Origin of the sequence: Pseudomonas fluorescens, from assembly GCF_902497625.1 — a bacterium.
Classification (GTDB): domain Bacteria; phylum Pseudomonadota; class Gammaproteobacteria; order Pseudomonadales; family Pseudomonadaceae; genus Aquipseudomonas; species Aquipseudomonas fluorescens_BQ.
Window position 1 is genome coordinate 69,686 of the sequence record NZ_CABVGX010000003.1, and the last position, 23,910, is coordinate 93,595.

The window sequence follows — 23,910 nt, forward strand, 5'->3', positions numbered from 1 at the left end:
GCCACTCATGGCAAGCGGTTGCGCAATGCGGCAACCACGCTGAAGGTTTGATCGAGAACCCGCTTGTCTGGATCGCTGAGAGTCAGTGTCAGCCGCACACTGCGGATTCGCGCCGTGTCTGTCGGATTGAGGCTGTAGCTGGAAACGGAGGCGTCAGTTGCAGAACTGGCCAGGCCGAAACTCACGGTAAAAGTCCTGACATTATTGATCAGGACATATTGTGCAGGGGTTCCGGTCCCAACGCCCATCGTCAGCTGTTTATCCTTGAGGGTGTAAATCAGCCGGCGAATCGGGAAGGCCGATTTCCCCGCAGTCACCTCAGCCGAGGTCAATGTACGCGCTCCGGCGGAAACGGTGACGTCGTTTCGACAATCGCTCACCACCGTCCACGTTGGCGACCCACCGGAATTGCCTACATCCGCCGTGGCCAGCGTCAACTTCCCGCTGGTGTTATCCCAATTGATTGGCTCGTCCCGCGCGGGAATAAAATTGGCAGGTGCCGAGGCTGTGGGGACCATGATGCAACCAAACATACCCACCATACGGATTTCCTGAATCATCTTGCTCAGGACGAACCGCGCATCTTCCTGCATGTTCGCGGCCGTGTTCTGGCTGACGAAGGTGTTCTTGGCCGAAATGAAAATTTGCGCCACTCCGAGGACGACCACCAGGCTCAACGCCAGCGCGATCAGCAATTCGATCAGGCCGAAACCTCTGCTCGTGCGGTTCATGGTGTCGCCACCGGATCGACGCTGGCACGACTGACCAGGACAAAACTGCGCCGGGTATTGGCGACGTTCGCCGCTCGCGAGTCGTCCCAAGTAATGGTAATGGTGTGTTCGCGTTTATTATTGAGAGTGACAGTGCCTGTCGCGGTTGCGCCCAAGGAGGTCACGATGTTGTTGGTGAAGTCGTAAAGGTCTTGATCCCGGGCGACACTCAGGTTGCCAGCAGCAGGCGGAGTGACGGTATAATCGGCCCCGGCATTGGCGCGAATGCGGTCCATCATGTCATAGGCAATGAAGCTGGCCTGACTGGTCATGCGCGCGCTATCGGTATACTTCAGCGCATTGAGCTGAAACGCCGCAGCGCCCAGCAAACCCACGGTCAGAATCAACAACGCGACCAGTACTTCGATCAGCGTCGTGCCCTCCTGAGCAACTTTGCTCCATCCCCTCATCCGCAGTTTCCGCCCAATAGAATTCGTCCGTTCAGACACACATTAAGCTTTCTGCTTTGCGTCCCCAGTGCATAGTCAATGGCCACCGGTGTGGCCGGTGCTGACAAGCCACCCAGATTATTGAAATCGATGGTGGTCACTCCTGAGGTTAGCGTCAGAGTGGCGCCACTGCTCATCGCGGGAACAACGCGTAATACTTTCGCCTGGTAGTCGGGACCATCGAATACGGAGAGTCCGCCCGTCCAGGCACCGCCCACGACCGAGGGACGAAGTCCGGCAATGCCCCCGCGATTAATCGCTTCAAGACGAGCAAAATTCAAGGCGCGTTGCAGGTCACCGATTTCCGTATCGGCCTTGGTAGATTGCACCGAGCGAGTAAAGGCCGGCACCGCCATGGTGATCAGGATCAGGAACACCGCGAGCGCGACCAGCAACTCGATCAGCGTGAAACCTTTTGTACGAAGATCCATCGGTGCCCTCGGTTGCCGTCGGCTATACCTGCTTCTACACGCTAAAACATTCGACCGGCAGATGTAACAACGATTTGCCATTACTCGTGCAAGGAATGCGCGGGCCGCCGTCACTCAGGGAGAAAATGACATGCACCAGCGAGGCTTCAGCCTGATCGAACTGCTAATGGGACTGGCTATTGCCGGGATTGTTCTTTTACTGGTGAGCCCCGCCTTTGCCGCATTTACTCAATCGACTCATCGCGCTGAAGCGGCACAATCGATATTGGGCGGCATTCGCACCGCTCGAACCCTCGCTATCTCGCGCAATGAAGTCGTGATGATTTACGGCATCAATGGTGATTGGAGTCAGGGTTGGCGAATCATACGGGACATTACTGGAAAAGGGCCGGACGACAGCGATAATCCTGTGATAGCCGAGCACGCAAACGGTGACCGCGTAAAGGTTATCGGCAACAAGTGGGTAAAACATTACATCCGCTTCACCAGGCTGGGTGAACCTTTAATGCCGCATGGCGCATTTCAGGGTGGGACGCTGCATTTCTGCGACAACGTTGAGCCGGTAAGCCGGCGTCAGATAGTACTGTCGCCGACCGGTCGGACCAGGTTGTTGAACCAGAACGCTGAGCAGGCGCAGTGTCAGGAGCAGAAGACTTACAGCAGCGAACGCACGCGCAGTTCTTTGGGCATGGAGAAGGTGATGTTTTCTTCCCGCCCGGCCAACTCGTCAGCCCCCGTCGCGCCCCATGCCTGCAATTGCTGAATCACCCCTCGCACCAGCACTTCAGGGGCGGACGCCCCGGCGGTGATGCCGATGCGCTCGATGCCATCGAACCAGCTCTTTTGCAGGTCCTCGGCACCATCGATCAGGTAGGCAGGCGTGGCCATGCGTTCGGCCAGCTCGCGCAGGCGATTGGAGTTGGAGCTGTTCGGGCTGCCTACTACCAGCACCACGTCGCATTCGTCAGCCAGTTGCTTGACCGCATCCTGACGGTTTTGCGTGGCGTAGCAGATGTCGTCCTTGCGCGGACCGCCAATGGCCGGAAAGCGTGTACGCAGCGCATCGATAACGCGGCTGGTATCGTCCATCGACAAAGTGGTCTGGGTCACGAAAGCCAGTTTTTCCGGGTTGACCACCTGCAACGCGGCGACATCTTTTTCGTCTTCGACCAGATAGATCGCGCCACCATTGCTGCCATCGTACTGGCCCATGGTGCCTTCGACTTCCGGATGGCCGGCGTGGCCGATGAGGATGCATTCCCGGCCGTCACGGCTATACCGTGCGACTTCGATGTGCACCTTGGTCACCAGCGGGCAAGTCGCGTCGAACACTTTCAGGCCACGCCCGGCGGCTTCCGTGCGCACAGCCTGGGAAACGCCGTGGGCACTGAAAATGACGATGACGTCGTCCGGTACCTGATCGAGTTCTTCAACGAAGATCGCACCGCGAGCGCGCAAGTCTTCGACGACGAATTTGTTGTGGACCACTTCGTGGCGCACATAGATCGGCGGTCCGAAGACTTCCAGAGCGCGGTTGACGATTTCGATCGCCCGGTCCACGCCGGCGCAGAAGCCACGGGGGTTGGCGAGTTTGATTTGCATGCTGTGCCTCGTGTCTTGCGCGCAAGAAAATAGCGAAAACAGTGAAAAACTTAATGTTAGAGCTAGCCGGGTGTGGCGAAGGGCTCATGTGGCGAGGGGGCTTGCCCCCGTTCGATTGCGGAGCAATCGTAAAACCGCTCAGAACTCTGGTTTCAGGGGGCGCTTCGCACCCCAACGGGGGCAAGCCCCCTCGCCACATCAGGTTTCAGGGGGTGCTTCGCACCCCAACGGGGGCAAGCCCCCTCGCCACATCAGGTTTCAGGGGGCGCTTCGCACCCCAACGGGGGCAAGCCCCCTCGCCACATCAGGTTTGGGGGTGCTTCGCACCCCAACGGGGGCAAGCCCCCTCGCCACAAAAGCTCGCTCCTGCAGGTTACAACGATCTGACGCTAATGATCTCAACGTCGAAGGTCAATGTCTTGCCGGAAAGCGGGTGGTTGAAGTCGATGGTCACCTGCTGCTCATCGAACTCTTTTACCACGCCCGGCAACTCAGCATTGGCCGCATCATTGAAGATCACCAGCAAGCCCGGCGACAGGTCCATGTCGGCGAACTGCGAACGAGGGATGATCTGCACGTTTTGCGGATTCGGCTGGCCGAATGCGTTTTCCGGGGCAATGGTCAACGTACGCTTGTCGCCGGCCTTGAAACCGAACAGCGCGGCTTCGAAGCCTGGCAACAGATTGCCGTCACCGACCTTGAAGGTCGCCGGGGCTTTGTCGAAAGTACTGTCGACGGTGTCGCCGTTCTCCAGGCGCAATGCAAAGTGCAAAGTGACTTCCGTGTTCTGGCGGATGCGTTGCTCAGCCAATACGTGCTCAGTCATGAACGGCTTCTCCGGTTTTTTTACTTTTGAACATGTCCAGCGCCAGCATGATTGCACCGACAGTAATCGCACTGTCAGCGAAGTTGAACGCCGGGAAATACCAGCGATTCTGCCAGTGCACCAGAATGAAATCGATCACATGCCCATAGGCAATGCGATCATACAGGTTGCCCAACGCGCCACCGAGGACCAGCGCCAGCGCAACTGCCAGCCAGGTCTCGTTGCGCCCCAGACGTTTGAGCCACACCACCAGCACGGCGCTGACGACTACCGCGATCAAGGCAAACAACCAGCGCTGCCAGCCCGAGCTGTCCGCCAGGAAACTGAACGCCGCGCCCGTGTTGTACGCCAGGGTCCAGCTGAAGTAATCGGGGATCACCACGATCTGTTGATACATTGTCAACGAGCCTTCGAAGTAAACCTTGCTGACCTGATCAATGACCAGGACCAGCAAACTCAACCAGAGCCAGCTCAGCCGTCCAAAACGGCCAACGCCATTAGGCATAGTGACGGACCTCGCCAGCGCCGCTGATGTTGTCTACGCAACGGCCACAGATTTCCGGATGTTCCGGGTCGACGCCGACGTCTTCACGGCAGTGCCAGCAACGGGCGCACTTGGCGAAGGCTGACTTGACGATTTTCAGCTTCAGGCCGCTGACTTCGGTCGCAACGGCGTCGGCCGGAGCCTGCACCAGCGGTGCAACGCTGGCGGTCGAAGTGATCAGCACGAAGCGCAGTTCGTTGCTCAGCCTGGCCAGGTCGGCGCTCAGCGCTTCTTCGGCAAACAGCGTGACCTCGGCTTGCAGGTTGCCACCGACGGCCTTGGCCGCGCGCTGGATTTCCATTTCCTTGTTGACCGCGACCTTCACCGCCATGATCCGGTCCCAGTAGGCTCGGCCCAGTTCGACGTTGTCCGGCAATTCGGACAAGCCTTCGTACCAGGTGTTGAGCATGACCGATTCGTTGCGCTCGCCCGGCAGGTATTGCCACAGCTCGTCGGCTGTGAACGCGAGGATCGGCGCGATCCAGCGCACCAGCGCTTCGGAAATGTGATACAGCGCGGTTTGCGCCGAGCGACGCGCCTTGCTGTTGGCGCCAGTGGTGTACTGACGGTCCTTGATGATGTCGAGGTAGAAACCACCCAATTCCTGAACGCAGAAATTGTGGATCTTGGAGTACACGTTCCAGAAACGGTATTCGCCGTAGTGCTCTTGCAATTCACGTTGCAGCAGCAGTGTACGGTCCACGGCCCAACGGTCCAGCGCCAGCATTTCTTCAGCCGGCAGCAGGTCGGTGGCCGGGTTGAAGCCGGTCAGATTGGAAAGCAGGAAACGTGCGGTGTTACGGATCCGCCGGTAAGCGTCCGCACTGCGTTGCAAAATCTGGTCGGACACCGCCATCTCGCCCGAGTAATCGGTCGAGGCGACCCACAGACGCATGATGTCTGCGCCCAAGGTGTCATTGACCTTTTGCGGTGCGATCACGTTGCCCAGCGATTTCGACATCTTGCGGCCGGACTCATCGACGGTGAAGCCGTGGGTCAGCAGTTCGCGGTACGGCGCATGATTGTCGATTGCGCAGCCAGTCAGCAGCGACGAGTGGAACCAGCCGCGGTGTTGGTCCGAGCCTTCCAGGTAGAGGTCGGCACGCGGGCCGGTCTCGTGGCCCATCGGGTGTGAACCGCGCAGGACGTGCCAGTGTGTAGTCCCCGAATCGAACCAGACGTCGAGGGTGTCGCTGATCTTGTCGTACTGCGGCGCTTCGTCACCGAGCAACTCGGCGGCGTCCATCTTGAACCAGGCTTCGATGCCTTCGACTTCTACACGCTTGGCGACTTCTTCCATCAGTTCAACGGTACGTGGGTGCAGCTCGCCGCTTTCCTTGTTCAGGAAAAACGGGATCGGCACGCCCCAGTTACGCTGACGGGAAATGCACCAGTCTGGCCGGTTGGCGATCATCGAGTGAAGGCGCGCCTGGCCCCAGGCCGGCACGAATTTGGTTTCTTCGATAGCCTTGATAGCGCGCTTGCGCAGGGTCTCGCCGGTCGCAGGCTCTTTGTCCATGCCGATGAACCACTGCGCGGTGGCGCGATAAATCAGCGGAGTCTTGTGACGCCAGCAGTGCATGTAGCTGTGTTCGATGATCGTAGTGTGCAACAGCGCGCCGACCTCGGTCAGCTTGTCGACGATGGCCGGGTTGGCTTTCCAGATGAACTGGCCGCCGAAAAACTCCAGCGACGGAACGTAGACGCCGTTGCTCTGCACCAGATTGAGGATGTCATCGTTGACCATGCCGTATTTCTTGCAGGTCACGAAGTCGTCCACGCCGTACGCCGGAGCGGAGTGAACCACGCCGGTACCGGCGCCCAGTTCAACGTAGTCAGCCAGGTAAACCGGCGACAGGCGATCGTAGAACGGGTGACGGAAGTTGATCAGTTCAAGCTCTTTGCCGGTCGTGGTCGCGATGACCGAACCTTCCAGGCTGTAACGCGCCAGGCACGACTCGACCAGCTCTTCTGCCAGCACCAGCAGCTTATCGCCGACATCGACCAGGGCGTAGTTGAATTCCGGGTGGACGTTCAGCGCCTGGTTGGCCGGGATGGTCCACGGGGTGGTGGTCCAGATCACGATCGAAGCAGGCTTGGCCAGGGACGCCAAACCGAAAGCGGCAGCCAGTTTGGCTTCATCAGCAATCGGGAATGCGACGTCGATGGTCGAGGACTTTTTGTTCTCGTACTCGACTTCCGCTTCAGCAAGGGCCGAACCGCAATCGAAGCACCAGTTCACAGGCTTCAGGCCCTTGAACACGAAACCGCCCTTGACTATTTCGGCCAAAGCGCGGATTTCACCGGCTTCGTTCTTGAAATCCATGGTCTTGTACGGGTTGGCAAAGTCGCCCAGCACGCCCAGACGGATGAATTCGGATTTTTGCCCTTCGATCTGCTCGGTGGCGTAGGCACGGCACAGTTCGCGGGTCTTGTCCGCGCCCAGGTTCTTGCCGTGGGTCACTTCGACTTTGTGCTCGATCGGCAGACCGTGGCAGTCCCAGCCCGGCACATACGGTGCGTCGAAACCCGACAGGGTTTTCGAGCGGATGATCATGTCCTTGAGGATCTTGTTCAGCGCATGACCGATGTGAATCGTGCCGTTGGCGTACGGAGGACCGTCGTGAAGCACGAACTTCGGACGATCCTTGCCAATTTCGCGCAACTTACCGTACAGGCCAATGCTGTCCCAGCGCTGCAGAATCTGCGGTTCGCGCTGAGGCAGGCCGGCCTTCATTGGGAAGGCGGTGTCCGGAAGGTTTAGCGTGGCTTTATAGTCGGTCATTTAAGGCTCTTCATTAGCGATTGGCGCTAGGTGCGACAGGGCACGGGCGGCGGCGACATCCGCATTGATCGCCGTCTTAAGCGCCTCCAGAGAGGCGAAACGCTGCTCTTCACGCAGCTTGTGGTGGAAAACCACCGTCAAACGCCGGTCGTACAGGTCGCCGGCAAAATCCAAAAGGTGTACTTCAAGGTGGGCCTTGCCATCGCCTTGAACAGTCGGCCGCACGCCGATATTGGCCACGCCGGGCCAGGTCCTGCCGTCGATATCGACGTTGACCAGGAACACCCCGGTCAGTGGCACACGACGCCGCTTGAGCTGGATGTTGGCGGTCGGCGTACCCAGCTGACGCGCCAGTTTCTGACCGTGCAGGACTCGCCCGGTGATCTGAAACGCACGCCCCAGCAGCCGCTCGGCCAAAGCGAAATCAGCAGCGGCCAAAGCATTGCGAACCTGGGTGCTGCTGACTCGAATACCCTCCAGCTCGACGGTTTGCGCCGCTTCGACGGTAAAGCCCTGCATCACGCCGGCCTGTTGCAGAAACTCGAAATCGCCGACCCGATCACAGCCGAAGCGGAAATCGTCACCGACTTCGAGGTGTTTGACACCGAGGCCATCGACCAGAATCGTGTCGACGAATTCGCTGGCGCTGAGCTTGCTCAAGCGCTGGTTGAAGGCCAGGCACAGGACCCGGTCAACCCCTTCGGCAGCCAGCAGCTGCAATTTGTCACGCAGCCGGGCCAGACGTGCAGGTGCCGTGTCCGGGGCAAAGAATTCCCGTGGTTGCGGTTCGAAAATCACCACGCAGCTGGGTACGCCCAACTCCAGTGCACGCTCACGCAGCCGAGCCAGGATTGCCTGGTGACCACGGTGAACACCGTCAAAGTTGCCAATGGTGGCGACACAGCCCCGATGCTGGGGGCGCAGATTTTGGAGGCCTCGAACCAGCTGCATAACGCGCTTCTTGCTCATAAAGTGGTCGATTATAACCACACCCGGCGGCCGACGACAGGCAACACCGTAACCCAAAGTGAACGAGCCGACAAAACCGTCGGTTCGCCCGTGCTTATCAAGGAAAAAGCCTCAGCTCAGCGCCTTGCGATTGAAGTCGCGCAAACGAAACCCCATCAGCAACAACATGCCGAAATAGGAAACCACGCCGGCCGCAACCAGAGCACCCAGACGCAGGAACCGCTCCAGCATATCGCCATCACCCCAGGCCGGCATGTAATGCATCCCGGCCAGCAATACGGCGGACATTACCGCCACCGCGACTACCAGTCTGGCACCAAACTTCGCCCAGCCCGGCTGCGGCTGATACATCTGCTGTTTACGCAGTTGATAGAACAGCAGCCCTGCGTTGAGGCAAGCACCGGCACTGATCGCCAGGGCCAGGCCGGCGTGGGCCAACGGGCCAACCAGCGCCAGGTTGAACAGCTGGGTACACACCAGTGTGAAGATCGCGATCTTGACCGGCGTACGGATGTTTTGTTGCGCATAAAAGCCCGGCGCCAGCACTTTGATCACGATAATGCCGAGCAGGCCGACGGAATAAGCGATCAGTGCGCGCTGCGTCATGGACGCGTCGAACGCACTGAATTGACCGTATTGAAACAGGGAAACGGTCAACGGTTCAGCGAGGATCCCCAGCGCCAGCGAGCACGGCAACACCAGCACGAAGCACAGACGCAGGCCCCAATCGAGAATTCGCGAGTATTCGTGACGATCCTTGCTGGCGTAGGTTTTGGCCAGCGTCGGCAGCAAAATTGTGCCCAACGCCACGCCGAGCACCCCGGACGGCAACTCCATCAAACGGTCCGCGTAATACATCCACGATACCGAGCCGGCGACCAGGAAAGAGGCAAAAATGGTGTTGATGATCAGCGAAATCTGGCTAACCGAGACGCCGAGGATCGCCGGCAGCATTTGCTTCATCACTCGCCACACGCCGCTGTCACGCAGGTTCAACCGTGGCAGTACGAGCATACCGATCTTTTTCAGGTGCGGCAGTTGATACAGCAATTGCGCGAGACCACCGACCAATACCGCCCAGCCGAGCGCCATCACCGGAGGATCGAAATAAGGCGTCAGGAACACCGCAAAGATGATCATGCTGAGGTTAAGCAATGTCGGCACGAACGCCGGCACCGAGAAGCGGTTATAAGTATTGAGGATCGCCCCGGCCAGTGATGACAGGGAAATCAGCAATATATAAGGGAAGGTCACTCGCAACAGATCAGTGGTCAGCTGGAATTTTTCCGGAGTATCGGTAAACCCTGGGGCCGTTGCCCAGATCACCCACGGCGCTGCCAGCATGCCCAGGCCAGTCACCAGGGCCAGTACCAGCGTGAGCAAACCCGAGACATATGCAACGAAAGTCCGTGTAGCCTCCTCCCCTTTCTGACTTTTGTATTCAGCCAGAATCGGCACAAAAGCCTGGGAGAAGGCGCCTTCTGCAAAGATCCGCCGCAGCAGATTCGGCAGTTTGAAAGCGATGAAGAAGGCATCCGTCGCCATCCCGGCGCCGAATGTACGCGCGATCAGGGTGTCACGGATAAACCCCAGAACCCGGGAGATCATCGTGATAGAGCTGACGGCGGCCAACGATTTGAGCAGATTCATTGAAAGAGTTGTGCCTGTCGATAAACAGCAGGCGAACTGAGCGCCTACTTATGCGATACTCCGCGCCGCAACAGCACAGAGCCAAAGCTCGCGAGTTTACAGGTCAAGCGCCGGAAATAAATATCCCGCCTCTTTATACCTACCACTTAGCGGAACGTCTCAACCGCCCTTGACAAGACATCAACTCATCGGCATGATTCGCGGCCTATTTTGTTTGCTATTTCCTAAAAAGTCTTTCGAGGAGCTCGACGGTGGCCAACACACCTTCCGCCAAAAAACGTGCAAAACAGGCTGAGAAGCGTCGCAGCCACAACGCCAGCCTGCGTTCCATGGTTCGTACCTACATCAAGAATGTAGTTAAAGCCATTGACGCAAAAGACGCTGAAAAAGCTCAAGCTGCTTACGTTCTGGCTGTGCCAGTCATCGACCGTATGGCCGATAAAGGCATCATCCACAAGAACAAGGCTGCTCGTCATAAGAGCCGCTTGAATGGCCACGTAAAGGCCCTGAACGTTGCCGCTGCTGCCTAAGCGACACGCTCGTTAAAAAACCGACCTCAGGGTCGGTTTTTTATTGCCTGTGATTTGGTGAGATCAATTCAACAATGTGAAAGATCGATCTGGGAGCGCTTCGCGCTCCAACGGGGGCAAGCCCCCTCGCCACAGGAGCTCCCTCGCCACAGGACTGACCTCACTACACAAGCCTGCTATTCACAATTTGCATCTGCGTCAGATTATTGAGCGTGCGGCCAAGGCAAAATCGGGATCGCCGTGACCGCATTCTGCGGACTGCCCTCGATCAAGCGATCGCTGTAAACCAGATACACCAGCGTGTTGCGCTTCTTGTCGAGGAATCGCACCACCTGCATGGTCTTGAACACCAGCGATGTACGCTCCTTGAAGACTTCATCGCCGTCCTTCAACTCGCCCTTGAAGTTGATCGGCCCAACCTGACGGCAAGCAATGGACGCTTCCGCACGGTCTTCAGCCAAGCCCAGACCGCCCTTCACGCCGCCCGTCTTGGCGCGCGACAAATAGCAGGTCACGCCTTCCACTTTGGGATCATCAAACGCCTCGACCACGATACGGTCATTCGGCCCGACAATTTTGAACACCGTCGACACCTGACCAATTTCCTCCGCCGAGGCCAGCAGCGGCATCGCCAACAGCAGACCCAACAATCCTTTTGCCACGCGCATGCAAGTATTCCTTCAGACCAGGATCAGGTTATCGCGGTGAACCAGCTCCGGTTCCGCCATGTAACCCAACAGACCGACAATCGCCTCAGACGACTGCCCGATGATTTTTTGTGCTTCCAGCGCACTGTAGTTGGCAAGGCCGCGGGCGATTTCACGACCGTCCGGCGCGACGCACACCACCATCTCGCCGCGACGGAAACTGCCCTGCACGAGTTTGACGCCCACGGGCAGCAAACTTTTATTACCTTGGGAAAGCGCCGTCACCGCCCCCGCATCCAGCACCAGCGTGCCACGAGTCTGCAGATGCCCGGCCAGCCATTGCTTGCGCGCCGCGAGCATGCCGCGCTCGGGTGACAGCAAGGTGCCGATGCGTTCGCCCGCCTTCAACCGGTCCAGCACGCGCTCAATGCGACCGCCGACGATAATGGTATGCGCACCGGAACGCGCCGCCAGACGCGCCGCGCGCAACTTGGTCTGCATACCCCCACGACCCAGCGCCCCACCCGTCCCGCCAGCTACCGCGTCCAGCGCCGGATCATCGGCTCGCGCTTCGTAAATGAGGGTTGCGGCGGGATTGTTGCGCGGATCGGCGTCGAACATGCCGTCGCGATCCGTGAGGATCACCAGCAGATCCGCCTCAACCAGATTGGCGACCAGCGCCGCCAGCGTATCGTTGTCGCCGAAGCGGATCTCGTCGGTGACCACGGTGTCGTTTTCGTTGATCACCGGAATCACCTTCAACTCCACCAGCGCGCGCAAGGTGCTACGGGCATTCAGGTAGCGCTTGCGGTCGGACAGATCGTCATGGGTCAGCAGAATCTGCGCGGTGTGCCGGTCATGTTCGGCAAAGCTCGACTCCCAGGCCTGCACCAATCCCATCTGGCCAATGGCAGCGGCCGCCTGCAGCTCGTGCATTGCACTGGGTCGTACGGTCCAACCCAGGCGACTCATGCCCGCCGCCACCGCGCCTGAGGACACAAGCACCAGTTCGACGCCCGCCTCATGCAACGCAACCATCTGTTCGACCCAAACGCCCATTGCCGCGCGATCCAGACCCTTGCCATCCGCGGTTAGCAACGCGCTGCCGATTTTCACGACCCAACGCTGCGCACCTGTCACTTTGCTCCGCATCATCTTCAACCTTAGCTTGAGGGCAGCGCGACCGAGCGCTGACCGTGACGTTAATCGTGGTTACTCGTGACCCACGATCGATTTCCAGATACTAAAACGCCGCTCGATTGAGCGGCGTTCAAGTTTATCGCAACGAATCAGTCACGCACGTAAATGATTTCCGGACCGTCTTCGTCATCCACATCCTCTTCGTCCCAGTCATCGTCACCAATGTCATGGACCGACTTCACACCGCTGCGACGCAGGGCACGCTGATCGTCCAGCGCCTGCAGCTGAGCACGGGCTTCGTCTTCGATACGCTGATCGAGCTCGGCCAGCTCTTCCTTGTAAGCCGGGTCATTCGCCAGGCGATCAGCACGGTCTTCCATGTAGCGCATGATGTCGTGGCACAGACGCTCGGTGCCCAGTTTGGAAATGGCCGAAATCACGTAGACAGGACCGGTCCATTCCAGGCGATCGACGATTTCCTTGACGCGAGCATCGTGCTCTTCTTCAAGGATCTGGTCGCACTTGTTAAGCACCAGCCAGCGATCACGCTCAGCCAGGGACGGGCTGAACTTGGTCAGCTCACTGACGATGATTTCAGCAGCATCCGGAGCGCTGGCGTCATCCAGCGGCGCCATGTCGACGAGGTGCAGCAGCAAACGCGTGCGCGACAAGTGCTTGAGGAAGCGAATGCCCAGGCCAGCGCCATCGGAAGCCCCTTCGATCAGGCCCGGAATGTCCGCGACCACGAAGCTCTTCCAGCGGTCAACGCTGACCACACCCAGGTTTGGTACCAAGGTAGTGAACGGGTAATCGGCGACTTTCGGCTTGGCAGCCGACACCGAACGAATGAAGGTACTTTTACCCGCGTTCGGCAGACCCAGCAGGCCGACGTCAGCCAACACCTTCATTTCCAGCTTGAGATCACGCGCCTCACCCGGTTTACCCGGAGTGGTTTGACGCGGCGCACGGTTGGTACTGGATTTGAAACGGGTGTTACCCAGACCGTGCCAGCCGCCATGCGCCACCAGCAGACGCTGGCCGGCTTTGGTCAGGTCGCCGATCACTTCCTGAGTTGCGGAGTCGATCACTGTGGTGCCAACCGGCACGCGCAACACCAGCTCTTCACCTTTTTTACCGGTGCAGTCGGTGCTGCCGCCGTTGGAACCACGCTCGGCATCGAAGTGCCGGGTATAACGGTAGTCCACCAGGGTGTTGAGGTTTTCGTCGGCAACCATGTAGACCGAACCGCCATCACCGCCATCGCCGCCGTTCGGGCCGCCGTTCTCAATGAACTTTTCGCGACGGAAGCTCATGCAACCGTTGCCGCCGTCACCGGCTTTTACTCGAATGGATACTTCATCAACAAACTTCATAACAAACGCCTCTCGTCATACGGACGAGCCGAGAAAAATCCAGACATAAGACTCTTGCAAAAATGAGCGCAGCGACCTCAATCAACGACCGCAAATCCAGCGCTGGAGCCCATTACAAACAGCTTTGCAAGAGACTCACCCCACAAACGAAAAAGCCCCGTCGCGAGACAGGGCTTTTCCAGCAACTACGCAATTATGCCGCGACGACTTCAGTCTTCGGGACAATGCTTACGTAACGGCGGTTGAAAGCGCCTTTTACTTCGAACTTGATCACGCCGTCGATTTTAGCGAACAGAGTGTGATCTTTGCCCATGCCAACGCCGTAGCCAGCGTGGAATTGGGTGCCGCGCTGACGCACGATGATGTTGCCCGGAATGATAACCTGGCCGCCATACATCTTCACGCCAAGGCGTTTGGCTTCTGAGTCGCGACCGTTACGGGTACTACCACCAGCTTTTTTGTGTGCCATGAGTCAATTCTCCTAGTGAGGAATTAGGCTGAAATTAAGCCTGAATACCGGTGATTTTGATCTCGGTGTACCACTGGCGGTGGCCCATACGCTTCATGTGGTGCTTACGACGACGGAACTTGATGATGCGGACTTTATCGTGACGACCTTGGGAGATCACTTCAGCCACAACGGTAGCGCCAGCAACAACTGGAGCGCCGATGTTCACGTCATCGCCATTGGCGACCAACAGAACGCGATCGAAAGTAACGGATTCGCCGGTAGCGATTTCCAGTTTTTCGATCTTCAGGTATTCACCTGGGGCGACCTTGTATTGCTTGCCACCAGTAACAATTACTGCGTACGACATGGTATTTCTCCGATAATCCTGCTCACCCAGCTCTTTATAGGAAGAGGTATTGGCTGGCATGGCTGCATAAGGCTGGAAGGCCTGTCTGCAATTGCGTAAGGCAGGTGCTGCCCAGGAAGTTCAGGGTGCGCGATTGTACGCAAGCTGCCGGGGTGATGCAAGAGGCCGTCCATCGCGCCTTGACACCCGCCGACGTGGGTCCTAGCATGCCGCGCAACCCTTCTGGAGCAACTGTCGCTGATGCAACCCCAAGCTTTCTACCGCACGGTGGCGGACGATTTTAGCGCCGTCGACGGCATCATCAAGAAGCAGCTGACTTCCCGAGTGCCGCTGGTATCGAAAATCGGCGACTACATTACCTCGGCCGGCGGTAAGCGCTTGCGTCCTTTATTGGTGCTGCTGTGCGGCAAGGCCCTCGGTCGCGAAGGCGATGATTTGCGTCTGCTGGCCGCAACCATCGAGTTCCTGCACACCGCCACCCTGTTGCACGACGACGTGGTCGACATGTCCGGCATGCGCCGTGGCCGCTCCACTGCCAACGCCATGTGGGGCAACGCGCCCAGCGTGCTGGTAGGCGACTTCCTGTATTCGCGCTCTTTCGAAATGATGGTCGAGCTAGGCTCGATGCCAGTGATGAAAATCCTTTCGCAAGCCACGCGCATCATTGCAGAAGGCGAAGTGCTGCAGCTGTCCAAGGTTCGCGACGCCAGCACCACCGAAGAAACCTATATGGAAGTCATCCGCGGCAAGACGGCGATGCTGTTCGAGGCCTCGACCCACAGCGCCGCGGCCCTATGCGAAGCGACGCCGGAACAGGCGGAAGCACTGCGCACCTTCGGCGACCACCTCGGCGTCGCTTTCCAGCTGGTCGACGACCTGCTCGACTACAAGGGCGACGCGGAGACTCTGGGCAAGAACGTGGGTGACGATCTGGCCGAAGGCAAGCCGACCCTGCCGCTGATTTTCACCATGCGTGAAGGCACGCCGGAACAAGCGGCGCTGGTGCGCAAGGCGATCCAGAAAGGCGGGATCGAGGACCTGGAAAGTATTCGCGAAGCCGTTGAAGCGTCCGGCTCGCTGGAATACACCGCTCAATTGGCCCGTGATTATGTGGCCCGCGCCATCAAATGCCTCGATGCCCTGCCGGCCAGCGAATATCGCGATGCGTTGGTCGAGTTGAGTGAGTTTGCGGTCGCGCGCACTCACTAAAGCGACATCCATGTGGGAGCGGGCCTGTGGCGAGGGGGCTTGCCCCCGTTGGGTCGCAAAGCGGCCCCCAACATTCAAGATCAAACCGCATGCGGTGGATGCGACATCCATGTGGGGAGCGGGCCTGTGGCGAGGGGGCTTGCCCCCGTTGGGTCGCAAAGCGGCCCCCAACATTCAAGATCAAACCGCATGCGGTGGATTGACGACTGCTTCGCAGCCGAACGGGGCGATGCGGCGCTCCGACAAGCCCCTCGCCACAGGCAAGTGTCCTCGCCACAAACCCGCACCCGCAGGTATCTCAGCGCCACGCCCTTTCGCACCTAAATCCCTATACAATGTGCGACTTTTAGCGATCCTCAAACCAAGGAGCTTTAGTGAGCACGTTGCCACCCTGCCCGAAATGCAATTCCGAATACACCTACGAAGACGGCGCACAGCTGATCTGCCCGGAGTGCGCCCACGAGTGGTCCGCCACTGGCGAGGCTGAAGTGGCGTCTGATGACGCCGTGAAAAAGGATTCGGTGGGCAACGTCCTGCAAGACGGAGATACCATTACCGTGATCAAGGACCTCAAGGTCAAAGGCACGTCGCTGGTGGTCAAGGTCGGCACCAAGGTCAAGAATATCCGTCTGTGTGACGGCGATCACGATATCGACTGCAAGATCGACGGCATCGGTCCGATGAAACTCAAATCCGAGTTTGTCAGAAAAGTCTAAACCTGCTGTACGCCATCCCGCTCCCGGCGTGGGATGGTGCTTCACCCTTCCCCGCTTAGCCCCGCATTGCCTCGCAGTAGCCAAACGCCAGCCATTTTGACCTTACGCAGCCTTTTCCCTGAAAAAAACACAAACTGCCAATAGGCCCTTGCTATTTGATGAATAAGAATTATTCTCATTGAAACCAATCAATGGAGATGAGACCCATGACTTATTTGATCGATGCCTGGCTGGATCGCCCACACCCCTACCTCAGGATCCTGCATCGAGAAACCGGGGAGGTGTGTGCCGTACTTGAAGAGGAAGCCTTGAACGAGTTGCAGGATCAGGGTGACCTCGACGTCAATGGCTTGAGTTCCAGTGAGCCGGTGGTGCTCAAGGAACTGGTGCGCAATTTGTTTTTGTTCTGCTACGCCCGGGCGTTGCGACCAACGAGCGATCTGAATCATAAGATCGAACTATGAAATACCGCAAAAAACTGTGGAGCTAGCCTGCTCGCGATGGCTGACCAACATTCAACATCTCTGTCGACTGTTTTGCCGCTATCGCGAGCAGGCTCGCTCACACATTAGCCCGACGTGAGAACGGGCCAGGCATTACAAAACGTCGAGCAGCTCGACGTCGAACACCAGAACGCTGTGCGGCGGGATGCTGCCAACGCCTTGAGCGCCGTAAGCCAGCTCGCTCGGCACGTACAAACGCCATTTGCTGCCGGCGTTCATCAGTTGCAGGGCTTCGGTCCAGCCGGCAATGACGCCGCCAACCGGGAATTCTGCTGGCTGACCGCGATCGTAGGAGCTGTCGAATACAGTGCCGTCGATCAGAGTGCCGTGATAGTGCGTGCGTACGGTATCTTCACGGGAAGGCTTGGCGCCTTCGCCAGCGGTCAGCACTTCGAACTGCAGGCCGGAAGCCAGAGTGGTGATGCCGTCACGCTTGGCGTTTTCAGCCAGGAACGCCAGACCTTCGCCAGCCGCCGCTTCAGCCTTTGCAGCCGCTTCAGCCTGCATGATTTCGCGAATGACCTTGAAGCTTGCGGACATTTCTTCCTGACCCACCCGGCTTGGCTTGCCGGCGAACGCGTCGGTCAGACCTGCCAGAATCGCGTCAAGGTTAACGCCCGGTGGTGGGTTGTCGCGCAGCTGGTCGCCCAACTGACGGCCAATGCCGTAGCTGACGCGGGTTTCGTCGGTGGACAGATTTACTTCGGACATGAAAGTGCTCCGCTGTGCGGACGGCCCGGGAACTTGCCGTGCGTGCACAGCCCGTCCCGGAGCGCCCGGAACCAAAAAGGGCCAGCAGACTAGCACAGATGCCGTCGCGTTGATCAGAGCGCCAGCGTTACCTGGCAGACCGGAAGGCGATTGGCACCTTAAGGCTTTCGCCCGCGCTGGCGCCGAGCCCACACATTTCGTCATGCACCGAGGTATGCACCAGGTTGAATTGCACTTCGGCGCATGCGTGCAGCACTTCCCGCGCATGCTCGACCGAACGCAAGTGGAACGCCTCGCCCCGGGCGTCGCTCAATGGATACGCCGCGCCATGCATGCGCGCCTCCAGCAAATAAATTCCGCCTTCCATCGAGATCAAATTCAGCTCATCGACCTTGCCGGCGATGGTATAGGCATTCAACTCTTGCAGATTCATGAAAACACCCCACGCTGTCGCGAGACCGTATCCTTACAGGGATAGGCTTCGGCGCATCAAAGCACAAGCGGCAAATCACACCGCTCGTCTGGTTGCGCCATGGCGCGCCAGCCGCATCAGGGTCAGTGCTTGGTCAGCTTGTCCAGGTAACCCATGGCGAACGCCGACACCACAAACGTCATGTGGATGATCACATACCACTTCAAATGTTCAGGATCGACATTCTTGGCGTCCATGAAAATCCGCAGCAAGTGGATCGAAGAAATCGCCACGATGGACGCCGCGACCTTCATCTTCAACGAAGACGAGTCCATGGTGCCCAGCCAGTTGAGTTTTTCCTTGCTGTCGTCGATATCCAGTTGCGAAACGAAGTTTTCGTAACCGGATATCATCACCATCACCAGAAGACCACCCACCAACGCCATGTCGATCAGCGACAACAGCACCAGAATCAGGTCGGATTCGGCCATTGAGAAGACGTTGGGTATGACGTGGAAAACTTCCTGAAAGAATTTCAGCGCCAGCGCCAACAGACCCAGCGATAGGCCGAAGTAGATCGGCGCCAGCAGCCAGCGGGAGGCGTACATTGCGTTTTCGATAAAGCGTTCCATTGAATCTCACACGTTGGCTGAAAATGGACGCGAGTATACCAGTCACCTGCCCCTGGCCAGAAGCAACCGGCAACAAGCGGAAAATCCGTAGCCTGCGCGTGTGTGACGAAGTCTTTCTGCTAGTGTCCCACTCACTGACACTTCAGCGATATCGGACAGGAAAACTGGATAATGGATGTGCGATTGCCTTTAACGAGCGCCGGAATCTGCATGGCGCTGCTGATGAGCGGCTGCTCGCCCAGCGATGAGAAACGTCAGGTCAGCCTGGACGAAAAAACCGTGCAGTTCGAGCAGTCAGTGAATGCGATAGAGGATCCGCAGCTTCGGACCGCCGTGGCAGAACTTGGCGGTTCACTGTTACTGCTCGAACGGGCACAACTCAAGCTGGACAGCAAACCGGTAGAAACCGAGTACAGCGAAGACGTCCTGGCAGTGCTCAAGCATTACCCCACGCCGCAAGCGCTGGTCGACACCTTCATCAACGGTCTGTTGGTGCTGCACAAGGATTCCAGTTCCGATTACCTGACAGACCTGCAACCGGTTTACCCTTTCAGCTTCAACATTCCGGATACCTTTTTGTTTCCCCATGGCCTGGAATGGCAGTCAGTAATTCTCAGCGACCAGCGTGTTATCCCGTTCCAGCCGGAGTGGTCGGAAACCGATCCCGGGATTCAGTTGAGCCCGTCCAGTTCAAACCTGACCCATCCGGACGACCTGACGGTGACCTACCCCTTCATCGATGGTCTGGACGTGGACAACAAACACCAGCCACAACCGGTCAGCCTGCAGGGCAAAGTGGAAGTGATCGCACCGCGTCGTCTCTACAGCTTCGACCTGAGTAAAAAGGATGTCGGCCAGACCCGCACCAATGACAACCTCAGCGTCACTTTGCTAAAACTGGAAAGCAATTATGCCGAAATAGAGTTTCACAACAGCCTGCCGCTGGCCACCGAAGTCGCCGACACGCCGCTCAATCCGCTGATCGTTCAGGCCAGGGACAACACCGGACAATTTCTCGCGCGCTCTGGCGCCATCAATGAAACCCCGGCGCAGATCGCCTTCTATGAAAAACAGCTGGCAAAACTGCAGGCGCAAAAAACCTGGAGCGAGACGTTGGCGAATCAGTTGAAGGAAGAGCAACGGAGCTTCGACCAACAGCAGGGTAAGCAGTATACGAGGGTTTATTTCAACGGCCCGATTGAAACCCTTGAGGTCAGTTTGCTGGATTTCTCGACGGCCACGGTGACGCGCAAAGACCTGGACTTGCCGGTGCGACGCTTCGACCCGCACACCACGCAAAAAACCGTCGCTCCATTGGCCCTGCCGGTGGTCGTCTACGACGATCAGGCCCCGACCTGGCTCAAAGGTGCGACCTTGAATGAGGAGCAACTGAAAAAGGGCGTCAACATTCGCCAATCCGTGGAAGATCCAAGCGCCGCGACCATTGAGTTCAGCCACCCGAAAAGCTTCAACGACGAACTGTTGGGCACTGCCCTCAACCCTGGTGAGAGCCCGGTGACGTTCTTTACCGGTGATGGCTCCGGCAAGCGCGATGAACCCATTGAGTTGCCCCCGCAAGCCTACGAAGTTGACGCACTGGCGGGCACCATCACCTACGACCTGAATCTGTTCCCGGACACACCGGCGTTCGCCGTCGGTTCCTTCCCGCTATTTCTGGCCAAGGTCGCCAAGCAAAGTTTTAGCGTCGATCAATTGCCCCAGGGCCTTGAGATTCGCGACAACGCGCTGGTGATTGACCGCGCACTGTTCCCAGCGCAGGAATGGCGTTTTTTCGCCAGGGATGACAGCGGAAATTACCTGAAAGAGATTCTGGCCGTCAGTCACGACGCCAGCGCAGAAGGCCCGGCGGTAATGGGCGTGCAGTACTTCTATGGCCAGCCGACCCGACTGGAAAGCTACCAGCGAACCGACCTCACTACAGTGCAGTATGGATTTGAGCTGAAACTCGACGAGGCTGACCTGAGCAGCCTCGAACCCTGAAACCATTACAGTTGAGGCCTGGCACCACGACAACGCCCGCCGTTTATTTCACGCAGTTGCGCCTGCAAGTGCAGGCTCCAGATCTGCGGATCATCGGCCAATTCGTAGCCGTGCAGGGTCAGGCTCTCAACGATGGTGTCGAGAATGGATTCGGCCACAAACGGCCCGTGAAAAGGGCCTTGGGCTTTGATGGCAGACGGTTGCTCGCCGGCCATTCCGGCGGCGAACAGCAAGGTCCACATGCCCGTATCTCCCGCTAAAGGGCGGATGGCACATTCGATCCGGGTTACAAGACCCAGACATTGACGGGTGAGGCAGAGGTTGCGCGACATGGCGGCGACCCTCGGTAGATCCGGTATTCAGCCGCCAACGGGGAGGCTGTCTCGATCCAGTGATACTGTCGATATCCTTGAGCTGAGAATAGAAGAAAAGTCTGATCCGGACGCCACTTGGCACCAGAAGGCGCCGAATGGTCATTGTGTGAAGTTTGGCGTCAGAGTGATGGCACTTTCTTGTCATTCACACGAACAAATGTGGGAGCGAGCCTGCTCGCGAAAAGGTGTGTCAGTAGACGTTAATGTCGTCTGGTACACCACTTTCGCGAGCAGGTCGAACCGTCGCACCGCCGCTCCCACAGTGGTTGCGATGATCTCAGGTTTGGGTCAGGCCGGTTTGGCTTCAACCAGCGCTTCCAGCGCGATCTCCTTTTCCGCCTCCTTGAGATCTTCTTCGCTGATCATTTCCGCGATCACCCGCAAGCGTTCCACGACTCGCGCATTGACGCTGCCTTCCGGAAATTCGCCATTCTCATCCGGCGCTCCGGCGGGCTCCCCCACCAACAGGCTCAAAGCCTCATCCGCCTGGCGCACGGCGTACACATGGAATTGCCCGGCGCGCACCGCCGCCAGCACTTTCTCATCAAGCATCAGCGTGGCGACGTTGGCCTGGGGAATGATCGCGCCCTGCTCGCCCGTCAACCCGCGCGCTTCGCAGAGGCGGAAGAAGCCTTCGATCTTCTCGTTGACCCCGCCCACGGCCTGCACTTCACCGAACTGGTTGATCGAACCGGTGATGGCAAAGCATTGCTTGAGCGGGGTTTTCGACAGCGCCGAAATCAGCGTGCAGGCCTCACCCAGCGACGCACTGTCGCCATCGACGTAACCGTAGGATTGCTCCAGCGCGATGCTTGCGGAAATCGCCAGCGGGAATTCCTGGGCATAACGGCTGCCCAGATACCCGGTGAGGATCATCACGCCTTTGGAGTGAATCGGCTGCCCGAGGTTGACCTCACGCTCGATGTCGACGATGCCACTGCCGCCGGGGTAGACCGTGGCGGAAATCCGTGCCGGCACACCGAACGCCGAGTCGCCGACTTCGAGCACGGTCAGACCGTTGCACTTGCCCACGGCCGCGCCATTGGTATCGATCAGGATGATCCCGGCGAGCATGTCATCGAGAATCCGCGCCGAGACGCGCCCGGTACGCGTGGCCTTGGCCTTGAGGGCGCGTTCGATATGCCCGGCATCAGTCATTTCATCGCTGGCCAGGTGACGGATGAAATCCGCCTCGCTGACCAGTTGGAAGAGGTCGCCAATGCGCGCCGACAAACGTCCCTGGTGTTCGGCCAGACGGGCGCTGTAAGTGGCCAGACGCGCGACCGCATCGGCAGTCAGCGGCGCCATGCCTTCTTCCGAAGTGCGAGTCTTGAGCAACTGGGCGAACTGCTCGAGGCTCTCGTCGACCATCGGGATGTCTTCATCGAAGTCGACCAGAACGCGGAACATCTCCTGGAAGTCCGGATCGAGATCCTGCAGCGTGTAATACAACTGGCGGGCGCCGATGATGACAACTTTGACCTGCAGCGCAATGTTCTGCGGGGTGAGGGTCACGGTGGCCAGACGACCCAGCTCACCCAGCGGCGATTCCATTTTCAGCTTGCGTGATTGCAGCGCACGCTTGAGTGCGTCCCACACGAACGGCTCGCTGAGCATTTTCTCCGCTTCAAGAATCAGGAAACCACCGTTGGCCCGATGCAGGGCCCCCGGTCGCAACTGCCGATAGGTCGTGTAAAGCGCGCCCTGGTCAGTGCTGTATTCGATGCGGCCGAAGAGATTTTCGTAAGTAGGATGCGGTTCGAACACCACCGGCGCGCCACCGCTGGACGAATGACCGACCACCAGGCTCGGCGCATATTGCTCTTCGAGCATCTTGCGCGCTACGGCATCCGGCTTGCTGTCATCGACCAGTTGCTCCACCACAGTCTTCAGCAGATAAACCTGCATTGCCTGCAGGTAACCGCACACCGCAGCGTTCTCGGCATACTTCTCCGAGAGTGGGGACAGTAAAGGCTGCAACGCCAGGGTGATGGTTTCTTCATTGAGGTGGCGAAGTTGATTGCTCGACTCGCGCTTCCACTGCGGCAGGCTGGCGAGCTCTTCGTTCAGACGCTCTTCCAGGCCAGAAATATCGTCGTGAAAACGCTCACGATCGGCTTCCGGCAGCTGCGCGAATTCCGCTTCGTCCAGCGCTTTGCCTTCAGCCATCGGCGTGAACGCGATGTTGCTGGCGTCGCGATACAGCGCGACGTCTTTCTCCAGCGCAAGGCGCTCGATAATGTCCAGGGCCTTGTCGTAGCGCTGATTGAAGGCACGGTCGATGGCACTTTTTTTCTGCTGGTAGGACGGATGCTCAAACACCGCAGGGAACGTCGCGAGCAGGTTGTCGATCAAGCCGTTGATGTCGCCGATGAACGCGCCGGCCGTCCCCGCCGGCAATTCCAGGGCGCGAGGCTCGCGGGGCTCATCGAAATTGTTGACGTAGACCCAATCGGACGGGGTTTGCAGGCGTTTGCCTTCGGCTTTCAAATAGCGTTTGACGAACGAGAAGCGACCAGTGCCAGGCTCGCCCATGACAAATACGTTGTAACCGGGGCGTGGCATGGCCACACCAAACTGCAAGGCTTCGACCGCACGTTCCTGGCCAAGCACACCGCGGAAGGGCTCCAATTCATTGGTGGTAGAGAAGCTGAACTGTTCAGCGGAAAACGGACGGGTCAGCGCTTCGGGCGCTAGACGCAAGCTGGCAGCAACAGGATCAGGCATCGGGCTTCCTTACATCAGGCGGGGCAGATAGCGGCATTCTGGCGCTGCCCGTGCCTCACTGGCAAGGCGCGCCTTTGACAAAGCATAGCCA

At 58.4% G+C, this 23,910-nt stretch carries 25 protein-coding genes; 6 read left to right on the top strand and 19 right to left on the bottom strand.

Features of this window, described 5'->3' with window-relative positions; genetic code table 11:
* Window positions 1–5 precede the first annotated feature (5 nt).
* The 3 genes from F8N12_RS02930 to F8N12_RS02940 are packed head-to-tail and all read right to left on the bottom strand — an operon-like array spanning window position 6 to window position 1,650.
* Complete coding sequence (locus tag F8N12_RS02930) at window positions 6–731, bottom strand: PilW family protein (RefSeq protein ID WP_150579092.1); 726 nt, start codon at window positions 729–731, stop codon at window positions 6–8.
* Window positions 728–1,180 carry a type IV pilus modification protein PilV gene (gene pilV / locus F8N12_RS02935; protein ID WP_150579093.1) on the bottom strand — a complete coding sequence of 151 codons (453 nt, stop codon included), beginning with the start codon at window positions 1,178–1,180 and terminating at the stop codon, window positions 728–730. Before pilV ends, F8N12_RS02930 begins: the two co-directional genes overlap by 4 nt.
* Window positions 1,177–1,650 (bottom strand): GspH/FimT family pseudopilin, encoded by a 474-nt coding sequence (locus tag F8N12_RS02940; RefSeq protein WP_150579094.1) that lies wholly within the window; start codon window positions 1,648–1,650, stop codon window positions 1,177–1,179. The genes pilV and F8N12_RS02940 overlap by 4 nt, the downstream gene beginning before the upstream one ends.
* Before the next feature lie 130 nt (window positions 1,651–1,780).
* On the opposite strand from F8N12_RS02940, the gene F8N12_RS02945 reads away from it, so the two are divergent.
* The gene (locus F8N12_RS02945) at window positions 1,781–2,413 is read left to right on the top strand and encodes a GspH/FimT family pseudopilin (protein ID WP_150579095.1); all 633 of its coding nucleotides are present in this window, start codon (window positions 1,781–1,783) and stop codon (window positions 2,411–2,413) included.
* Here the strand turns inward: F8N12_RS02945 and ispH are convergent.
* From ispH to murJ, 6 genes are all read right to left on the bottom strand, one after another.
* Complete coding sequence (gene ispH, locus F8N12_RS02950; RefSeq protein WP_150579096.1) at window positions 2,305–3,252, bottom strand: 4-hydroxy-3-methylbut-2-enyl diphosphate reductase; 948 nt, start codon at window positions 3,250–3,252, stop codon at window positions 2,305–2,307. The two genes, F8N12_RS02945 and ispH, sit on opposite strands and share 109 nt — an antisense overlap.
* Window positions 3,253–3,625: 373 nt before the next feature.
* Window positions 3,626–4,063, bottom strand: a complete 438-nt coding sequence (fkpB, locus tag F8N12_RS02955; RefSeq protein WP_191623107.1) for an FKBP-type peptidyl-prolyl cis-trans isomerase — start codon at window positions 4,061–4,063, stop codon at window positions 3,626–3,628.
* 7 nt (window positions 4,064–4,070) lie between these two features.
* Window positions 4,071–4,583, bottom strand: a complete 513-nt coding sequence (lspA, locus tag F8N12_RS02960; RefSeq protein WP_150579098.1) for a signal peptidase II — start codon at window positions 4,581–4,583, stop codon at window positions 4,071–4,073.
* Entirely contained in the window at window positions 4,576–7,407 is a 2,832-nt protein-coding gene (gene ileS / locus F8N12_RS02965) for an isoleucine--tRNA ligase (protein WP_150579099.1), read from the bottom strand. The genes lspA and ileS overlap by 8 nt, the downstream gene beginning before the upstream one ends.
* A complete protein-coding gene (ribF, locus tag F8N12_RS02970; protein ID WP_191623101.1) occupies window positions 7,408–8,358 on the bottom strand; it encodes a bifunctional riboflavin kinase/FAD synthetase in 951 nt (316 codons plus the stop codon). It abuts the gene before it with no gap.
* A 129-nt stretch (window positions 8,359–8,487) separates the two neighbouring features.
* Entirely contained in the window at window positions 8,488–10,026 is a 1,539-nt protein-coding gene (gene murJ / locus F8N12_RS02975; protein ID WP_150579101.1) for a murein biosynthesis integral membrane protein MurJ, read from the bottom strand.
* A gap of 251 nt (window positions 10,027–10,277) precedes the next feature.
* Here murJ and rpsT point away from each other — a divergent pair, with 251 nt between their 5' ends.
* A complete protein-coding gene (gene rpsT / locus F8N12_RS02980; protein ID WP_003185593.1) occupies window positions 10,278–10,556 on the top strand; it encodes a 30S ribosomal protein S20 in 279 nt (92 codons plus the stop codon).
* 203 nt (window positions 10,557–10,759) lie between these two features.
* Here the strand turns inward: rpsT and F8N12_RS02985 are convergent, their stop codons facing one another.
* The 5 genes from F8N12_RS02985 to rplU form a co-directional block, all read right to left on the bottom strand.
* A complete protein-coding gene (locus tag F8N12_RS02985) occupies window positions 10,760–11,224 on the bottom strand; it encodes a CreA family protein (protein WP_028624613.1) in 465 nt (154 codons plus the stop codon).
* 12 nt (window positions 11,225–11,236) lie between these two features.
* Window positions 11,237–12,355: a glutamate 5-kinase gene (gene proB, locus F8N12_RS02990; protein ID WP_150579225.1), complete on the bottom strand. Its 1,119-nt coding sequence runs from the start codon at window positions 12,353–12,355 to the stop codon at window positions 11,237–11,239.
* Between the two features lie 137 nt (window positions 12,356–12,492).
* On the bottom strand, window positions 12,493–13,716 hold the full coding sequence (cgtA, locus tag F8N12_RS02995) for an Obg family GTPase CgtA (RefSeq protein ID WP_028624611.1): 1,224 nt from the start codon (window positions 13,714–13,716) through the stop codon (window positions 12,493–12,495).
* A 193-nt stretch (window positions 13,717–13,909) separates the two neighbouring features.
* A complete protein-coding gene (gene rpmA / locus F8N12_RS03000) occupies window positions 13,910–14,185 on the bottom strand; it encodes a 50S ribosomal protein L27 (protein WP_003215862.1) in 276 nt (91 codons plus the stop codon).
* 34 nt (window positions 14,186–14,219) lie between these two features.
* Window positions 14,220–14,534, bottom strand: coding sequence for a 50S ribosomal protein L21 (rplU, locus tag F8N12_RS03005; RefSeq protein WP_003176051.1), 315 nt, complete (start codon window positions 14,532–14,534; stop codon window positions 14,220–14,222).
* A gap of 240 nt (window positions 14,535–14,774) precedes the next feature.
* Here rplU and F8N12_RS03010 point away from each other — a divergent pair, with 240 nt between their 5' ends.
* From F8N12_RS03010 to F8N12_RS03020, 3 genes are all read left to right on the top strand, one after another.
* The gene (locus F8N12_RS03010) at window positions 14,775–15,743 is read left to right on the top strand and encodes a polyprenyl synthetase family protein (RefSeq protein ID WP_150579102.1); all 969 of its coding nucleotides are present in this window, start codon (window positions 14,775–14,777) and stop codon (window positions 15,741–15,743) included.
* Window positions 15,744–16,117: 374 nt separating this feature from the next.
* On the top strand, window positions 16,118–16,459 hold the full coding sequence (locus F8N12_RS03015) for a zinc ribbon domain-containing protein YjdM (RefSeq protein ID WP_150579103.1): 342 nt from the start codon (window positions 16,118–16,120) through the stop codon (window positions 16,457–16,459).
* A gap of 206 nt (window positions 16,460–16,665) precedes the next feature.
* Window positions 16,666–16,923 (top strand): hypothetical protein, encoded by a 258-nt coding sequence (locus F8N12_RS03020; protein WP_095632313.1) that lies wholly within the window; start codon window positions 16,666–16,668, stop codon window positions 16,921–16,923.
* A gap of 132 nt (window positions 16,924–17,055) precedes the next feature.
* Here the strand turns inward: F8N12_RS03020 and F8N12_RS03025 are convergent, their stop codons facing one another.
* From F8N12_RS03025 to F8N12_RS03035, 3 genes are all read right to left on the bottom strand, one after another.
* Window positions 17,056–17,673 carry an FKBP-type peptidyl-prolyl cis-trans isomerase gene (locus F8N12_RS03025; RefSeq protein WP_150579104.1) on the bottom strand — a complete coding sequence of 206 codons (618 nt, stop codon included), beginning with the start codon at window positions 17,671–17,673 and terminating at the stop codon, window positions 17,056–17,058.
* A gap of 127 nt (window positions 17,674–17,800) precedes the next feature.
* Window positions 17,801–18,106, bottom strand: a complete 306-nt coding sequence (locus tag F8N12_RS03030; RefSeq protein WP_150579105.1) for a DUF6482 family protein — start codon at window positions 18,104–18,106, stop codon at window positions 17,801–17,803.
* A gap of 122 nt (window positions 18,107–18,228) precedes the next feature.
* Window positions 18,229–18,717, bottom strand: a complete 489-nt coding sequence (locus F8N12_RS03035) for a TIGR00645 family protein (protein WP_007943976.1) — start codon at window positions 18,715–18,717, stop codon at window positions 18,229–18,231.
* A gap of 171 nt (window positions 18,718–18,888) precedes the next feature.
* Between F8N12_RS03035 and F8N12_RS03040 the strand changes: the two genes are divergently transcribed.
* Window positions 18,889–20,718, top strand: a complete 1,830-nt coding sequence (locus tag F8N12_RS03040; protein WP_150579106.1) for a hypothetical protein — start codon at window positions 18,889–18,891, stop codon at window positions 20,716–20,718.
* 5 nt (window positions 20,719–20,723) lie between these two features.
* Here the strand turns inward: F8N12_RS03040 and F8N12_RS03045 are convergent, their stop codons facing one another.
* Both F8N12_RS03045 and F8N12_RS03050 read right to left on the bottom strand, forming a co-directional pair.
* Window positions 20,724–21,050: a hypothetical protein gene (locus tag F8N12_RS03045; RefSeq protein WP_150579107.1), complete on the bottom strand. Its 327-nt coding sequence runs from the start codon at window positions 21,048–21,050 to the stop codon at window positions 20,724–20,726.
* 330 nt (window positions 21,051–21,380) lie between these two features.
* A complete protein-coding gene (locus F8N12_RS03050; protein ID WP_150579108.1) occupies window positions 21,381–23,819 on the bottom strand; it encodes a Lon protease family protein in 2,439 nt (812 codons plus the stop codon).
* Window positions 23,820–23,910: the final 91 nt, after the last annotated feature.

What these genes read in the sequence shown, in the direction of transcription:
- F8N12_RS03035 (WP_007943976.1), bottom strand. Translation starts at nt 18,717, where the DNA reads ATGGAACGCTTTATCGAAAACGCAATGTACGCCTCCCGCTGGCTGCTG.
- lspA (WP_150579098.1), bottom strand. Translation starts at nt 4,583, where the DNA reads ATGCCTAATGGCGTTGGCCGTTTTGGACGGCTGAGCTGGCTCTGGTTG.
- F8N12_RS02940 (WP_150579094.1), bottom strand. Translation starts at nt 1,650, where the DNA reads ATGGATCTTCGTACAAAAGGTTTCACGCTGATCGAGTTGCTGGTCGCG.
- ribF (WP_191623101.1), bottom strand. Translation starts at nt 8,358, where the DNA reads ATGCAGCTGGTTCGAGGCCTCCAAAATCTGCGCCCCCAGCATCGGGGC.
- rplU (WP_003176051.1), bottom strand. Translation starts at nt 14,534, where the DNA reads ATGTCGTACGCAGTAATTGTTACTGGTGGCAAGCAATACAAGGTCGCC.
- cgtA (WP_028624611.1), bottom strand. Translation starts at nt 13,716, where the DNA reads ATGAAGTTTGTTGATGAAGTATCCATTCGAGTAAAAGCCGGTGACGGC.
- murJ (WP_150579101.1), bottom strand. Translation starts at nt 10,026, where the DNA reads ATGAATCTGCTCAAATCGTTGGCCGCCGTCAGCTCTATCACGATGATC.
- F8N12_RS03045 (WP_150579107.1), bottom strand. Translation starts at nt 21,050, where the DNA reads ATGTCGCGCAACCTCTGCCTCACCCGTCAATGTCTGGGTCTTGTAACC.
- F8N12_RS02930 (WP_150579092.1), bottom strand. Translation starts at nt 731, where the DNA reads ATGAACCGCACGAGCAGAGGTTTCGGCCTGATCGAATTGCTGATCGCG.
- ispH (WP_150579096.1), bottom strand. Translation starts at nt 3,252, where the DNA reads ATGCAAATCAAACTCGCCAACCCCCGTGGCTTCTGCGCCGGCGTGGAC.
- F8N12_RS03025 (WP_150579104.1), bottom strand. Translation starts at nt 17,673, where the DNA reads ATGTCCGAAGTAAATCTGTCCACCGACGAAACCCGCGTCAGCTACGGC.
- rpmA (WP_003215862.1), bottom strand. Translation starts at nt 14,185, where the DNA reads ATGGCACACAAAAAAGCTGGTGGTAGTACCCGTAACGGTCGCGACTCA.
- ileS (WP_150579099.1), bottom strand. Translation starts at nt 7,407, where the DNA reads ATGACCGACTATAAAGCCACGCTAAACCTTCCGGACACCGCCTTCCCA.
- F8N12_RS02985 (WP_028624613.1), bottom strand. Translation starts at nt 11,224, where the DNA reads ATGCGCGTGGCAAAAGGATTGTTGGGTCTGCTGTTGGCGATGCCGCTG.
- F8N12_RS03020 (WP_095632313.1), top strand. Translation starts at nt 16,666, where the DNA reads ATGACTTATTTGATCGATGCCTGGCTGGATCGCCCACACCCCTACCTC.
- F8N12_RS03010 (WP_150579102.1), top strand. Translation starts at nt 14,775, where the DNA reads ATGCAACCCCAAGCTTTCTACCGCACGGTGGCGGACGATTTTAGCGCC.
- F8N12_RS02945 (WP_150579095.1), top strand. Translation starts at nt 1,781, where the DNA reads ATGCACCAGCGAGGCTTCAGCCTGATCGAACTGCTAATGGGACTGGCT.
- F8N12_RS03040 (WP_150579106.1), top strand. Translation starts at nt 18,889, where the DNA reads ATGGATGTGCGATTGCCTTTAACGAGCGCCGGAATCTGCATGGCGCTG.
- F8N12_RS03050 (WP_150579108.1), bottom strand. Translation starts at nt 23,819, where the DNA reads ATGCCTGATCCTGTTGCTGCCAGCTTGCGTCTAGCGCCCGAAGCGCTG.
- proB (WP_150579225.1), bottom strand. Translation starts at nt 12,355, where the DNA reads ATGCGGAGCAAAGTGACAGGTGCGCAGCGTTGGGTCGTGAAAATCGGC.
- pilV (WP_150579093.1), bottom strand. Translation starts at nt 1,180, where the DNA reads ATGAGGGGATGGAGCAAAGTTGCTCAGGAGGGCACGACGCTGATCGAA.
- F8N12_RS03030 (WP_150579105.1), bottom strand. Translation starts at nt 18,106, where the DNA reads ATGAATCTGCAAGAGTTGAATGCCTATACCATCGCCGGCAAGGTCGAT.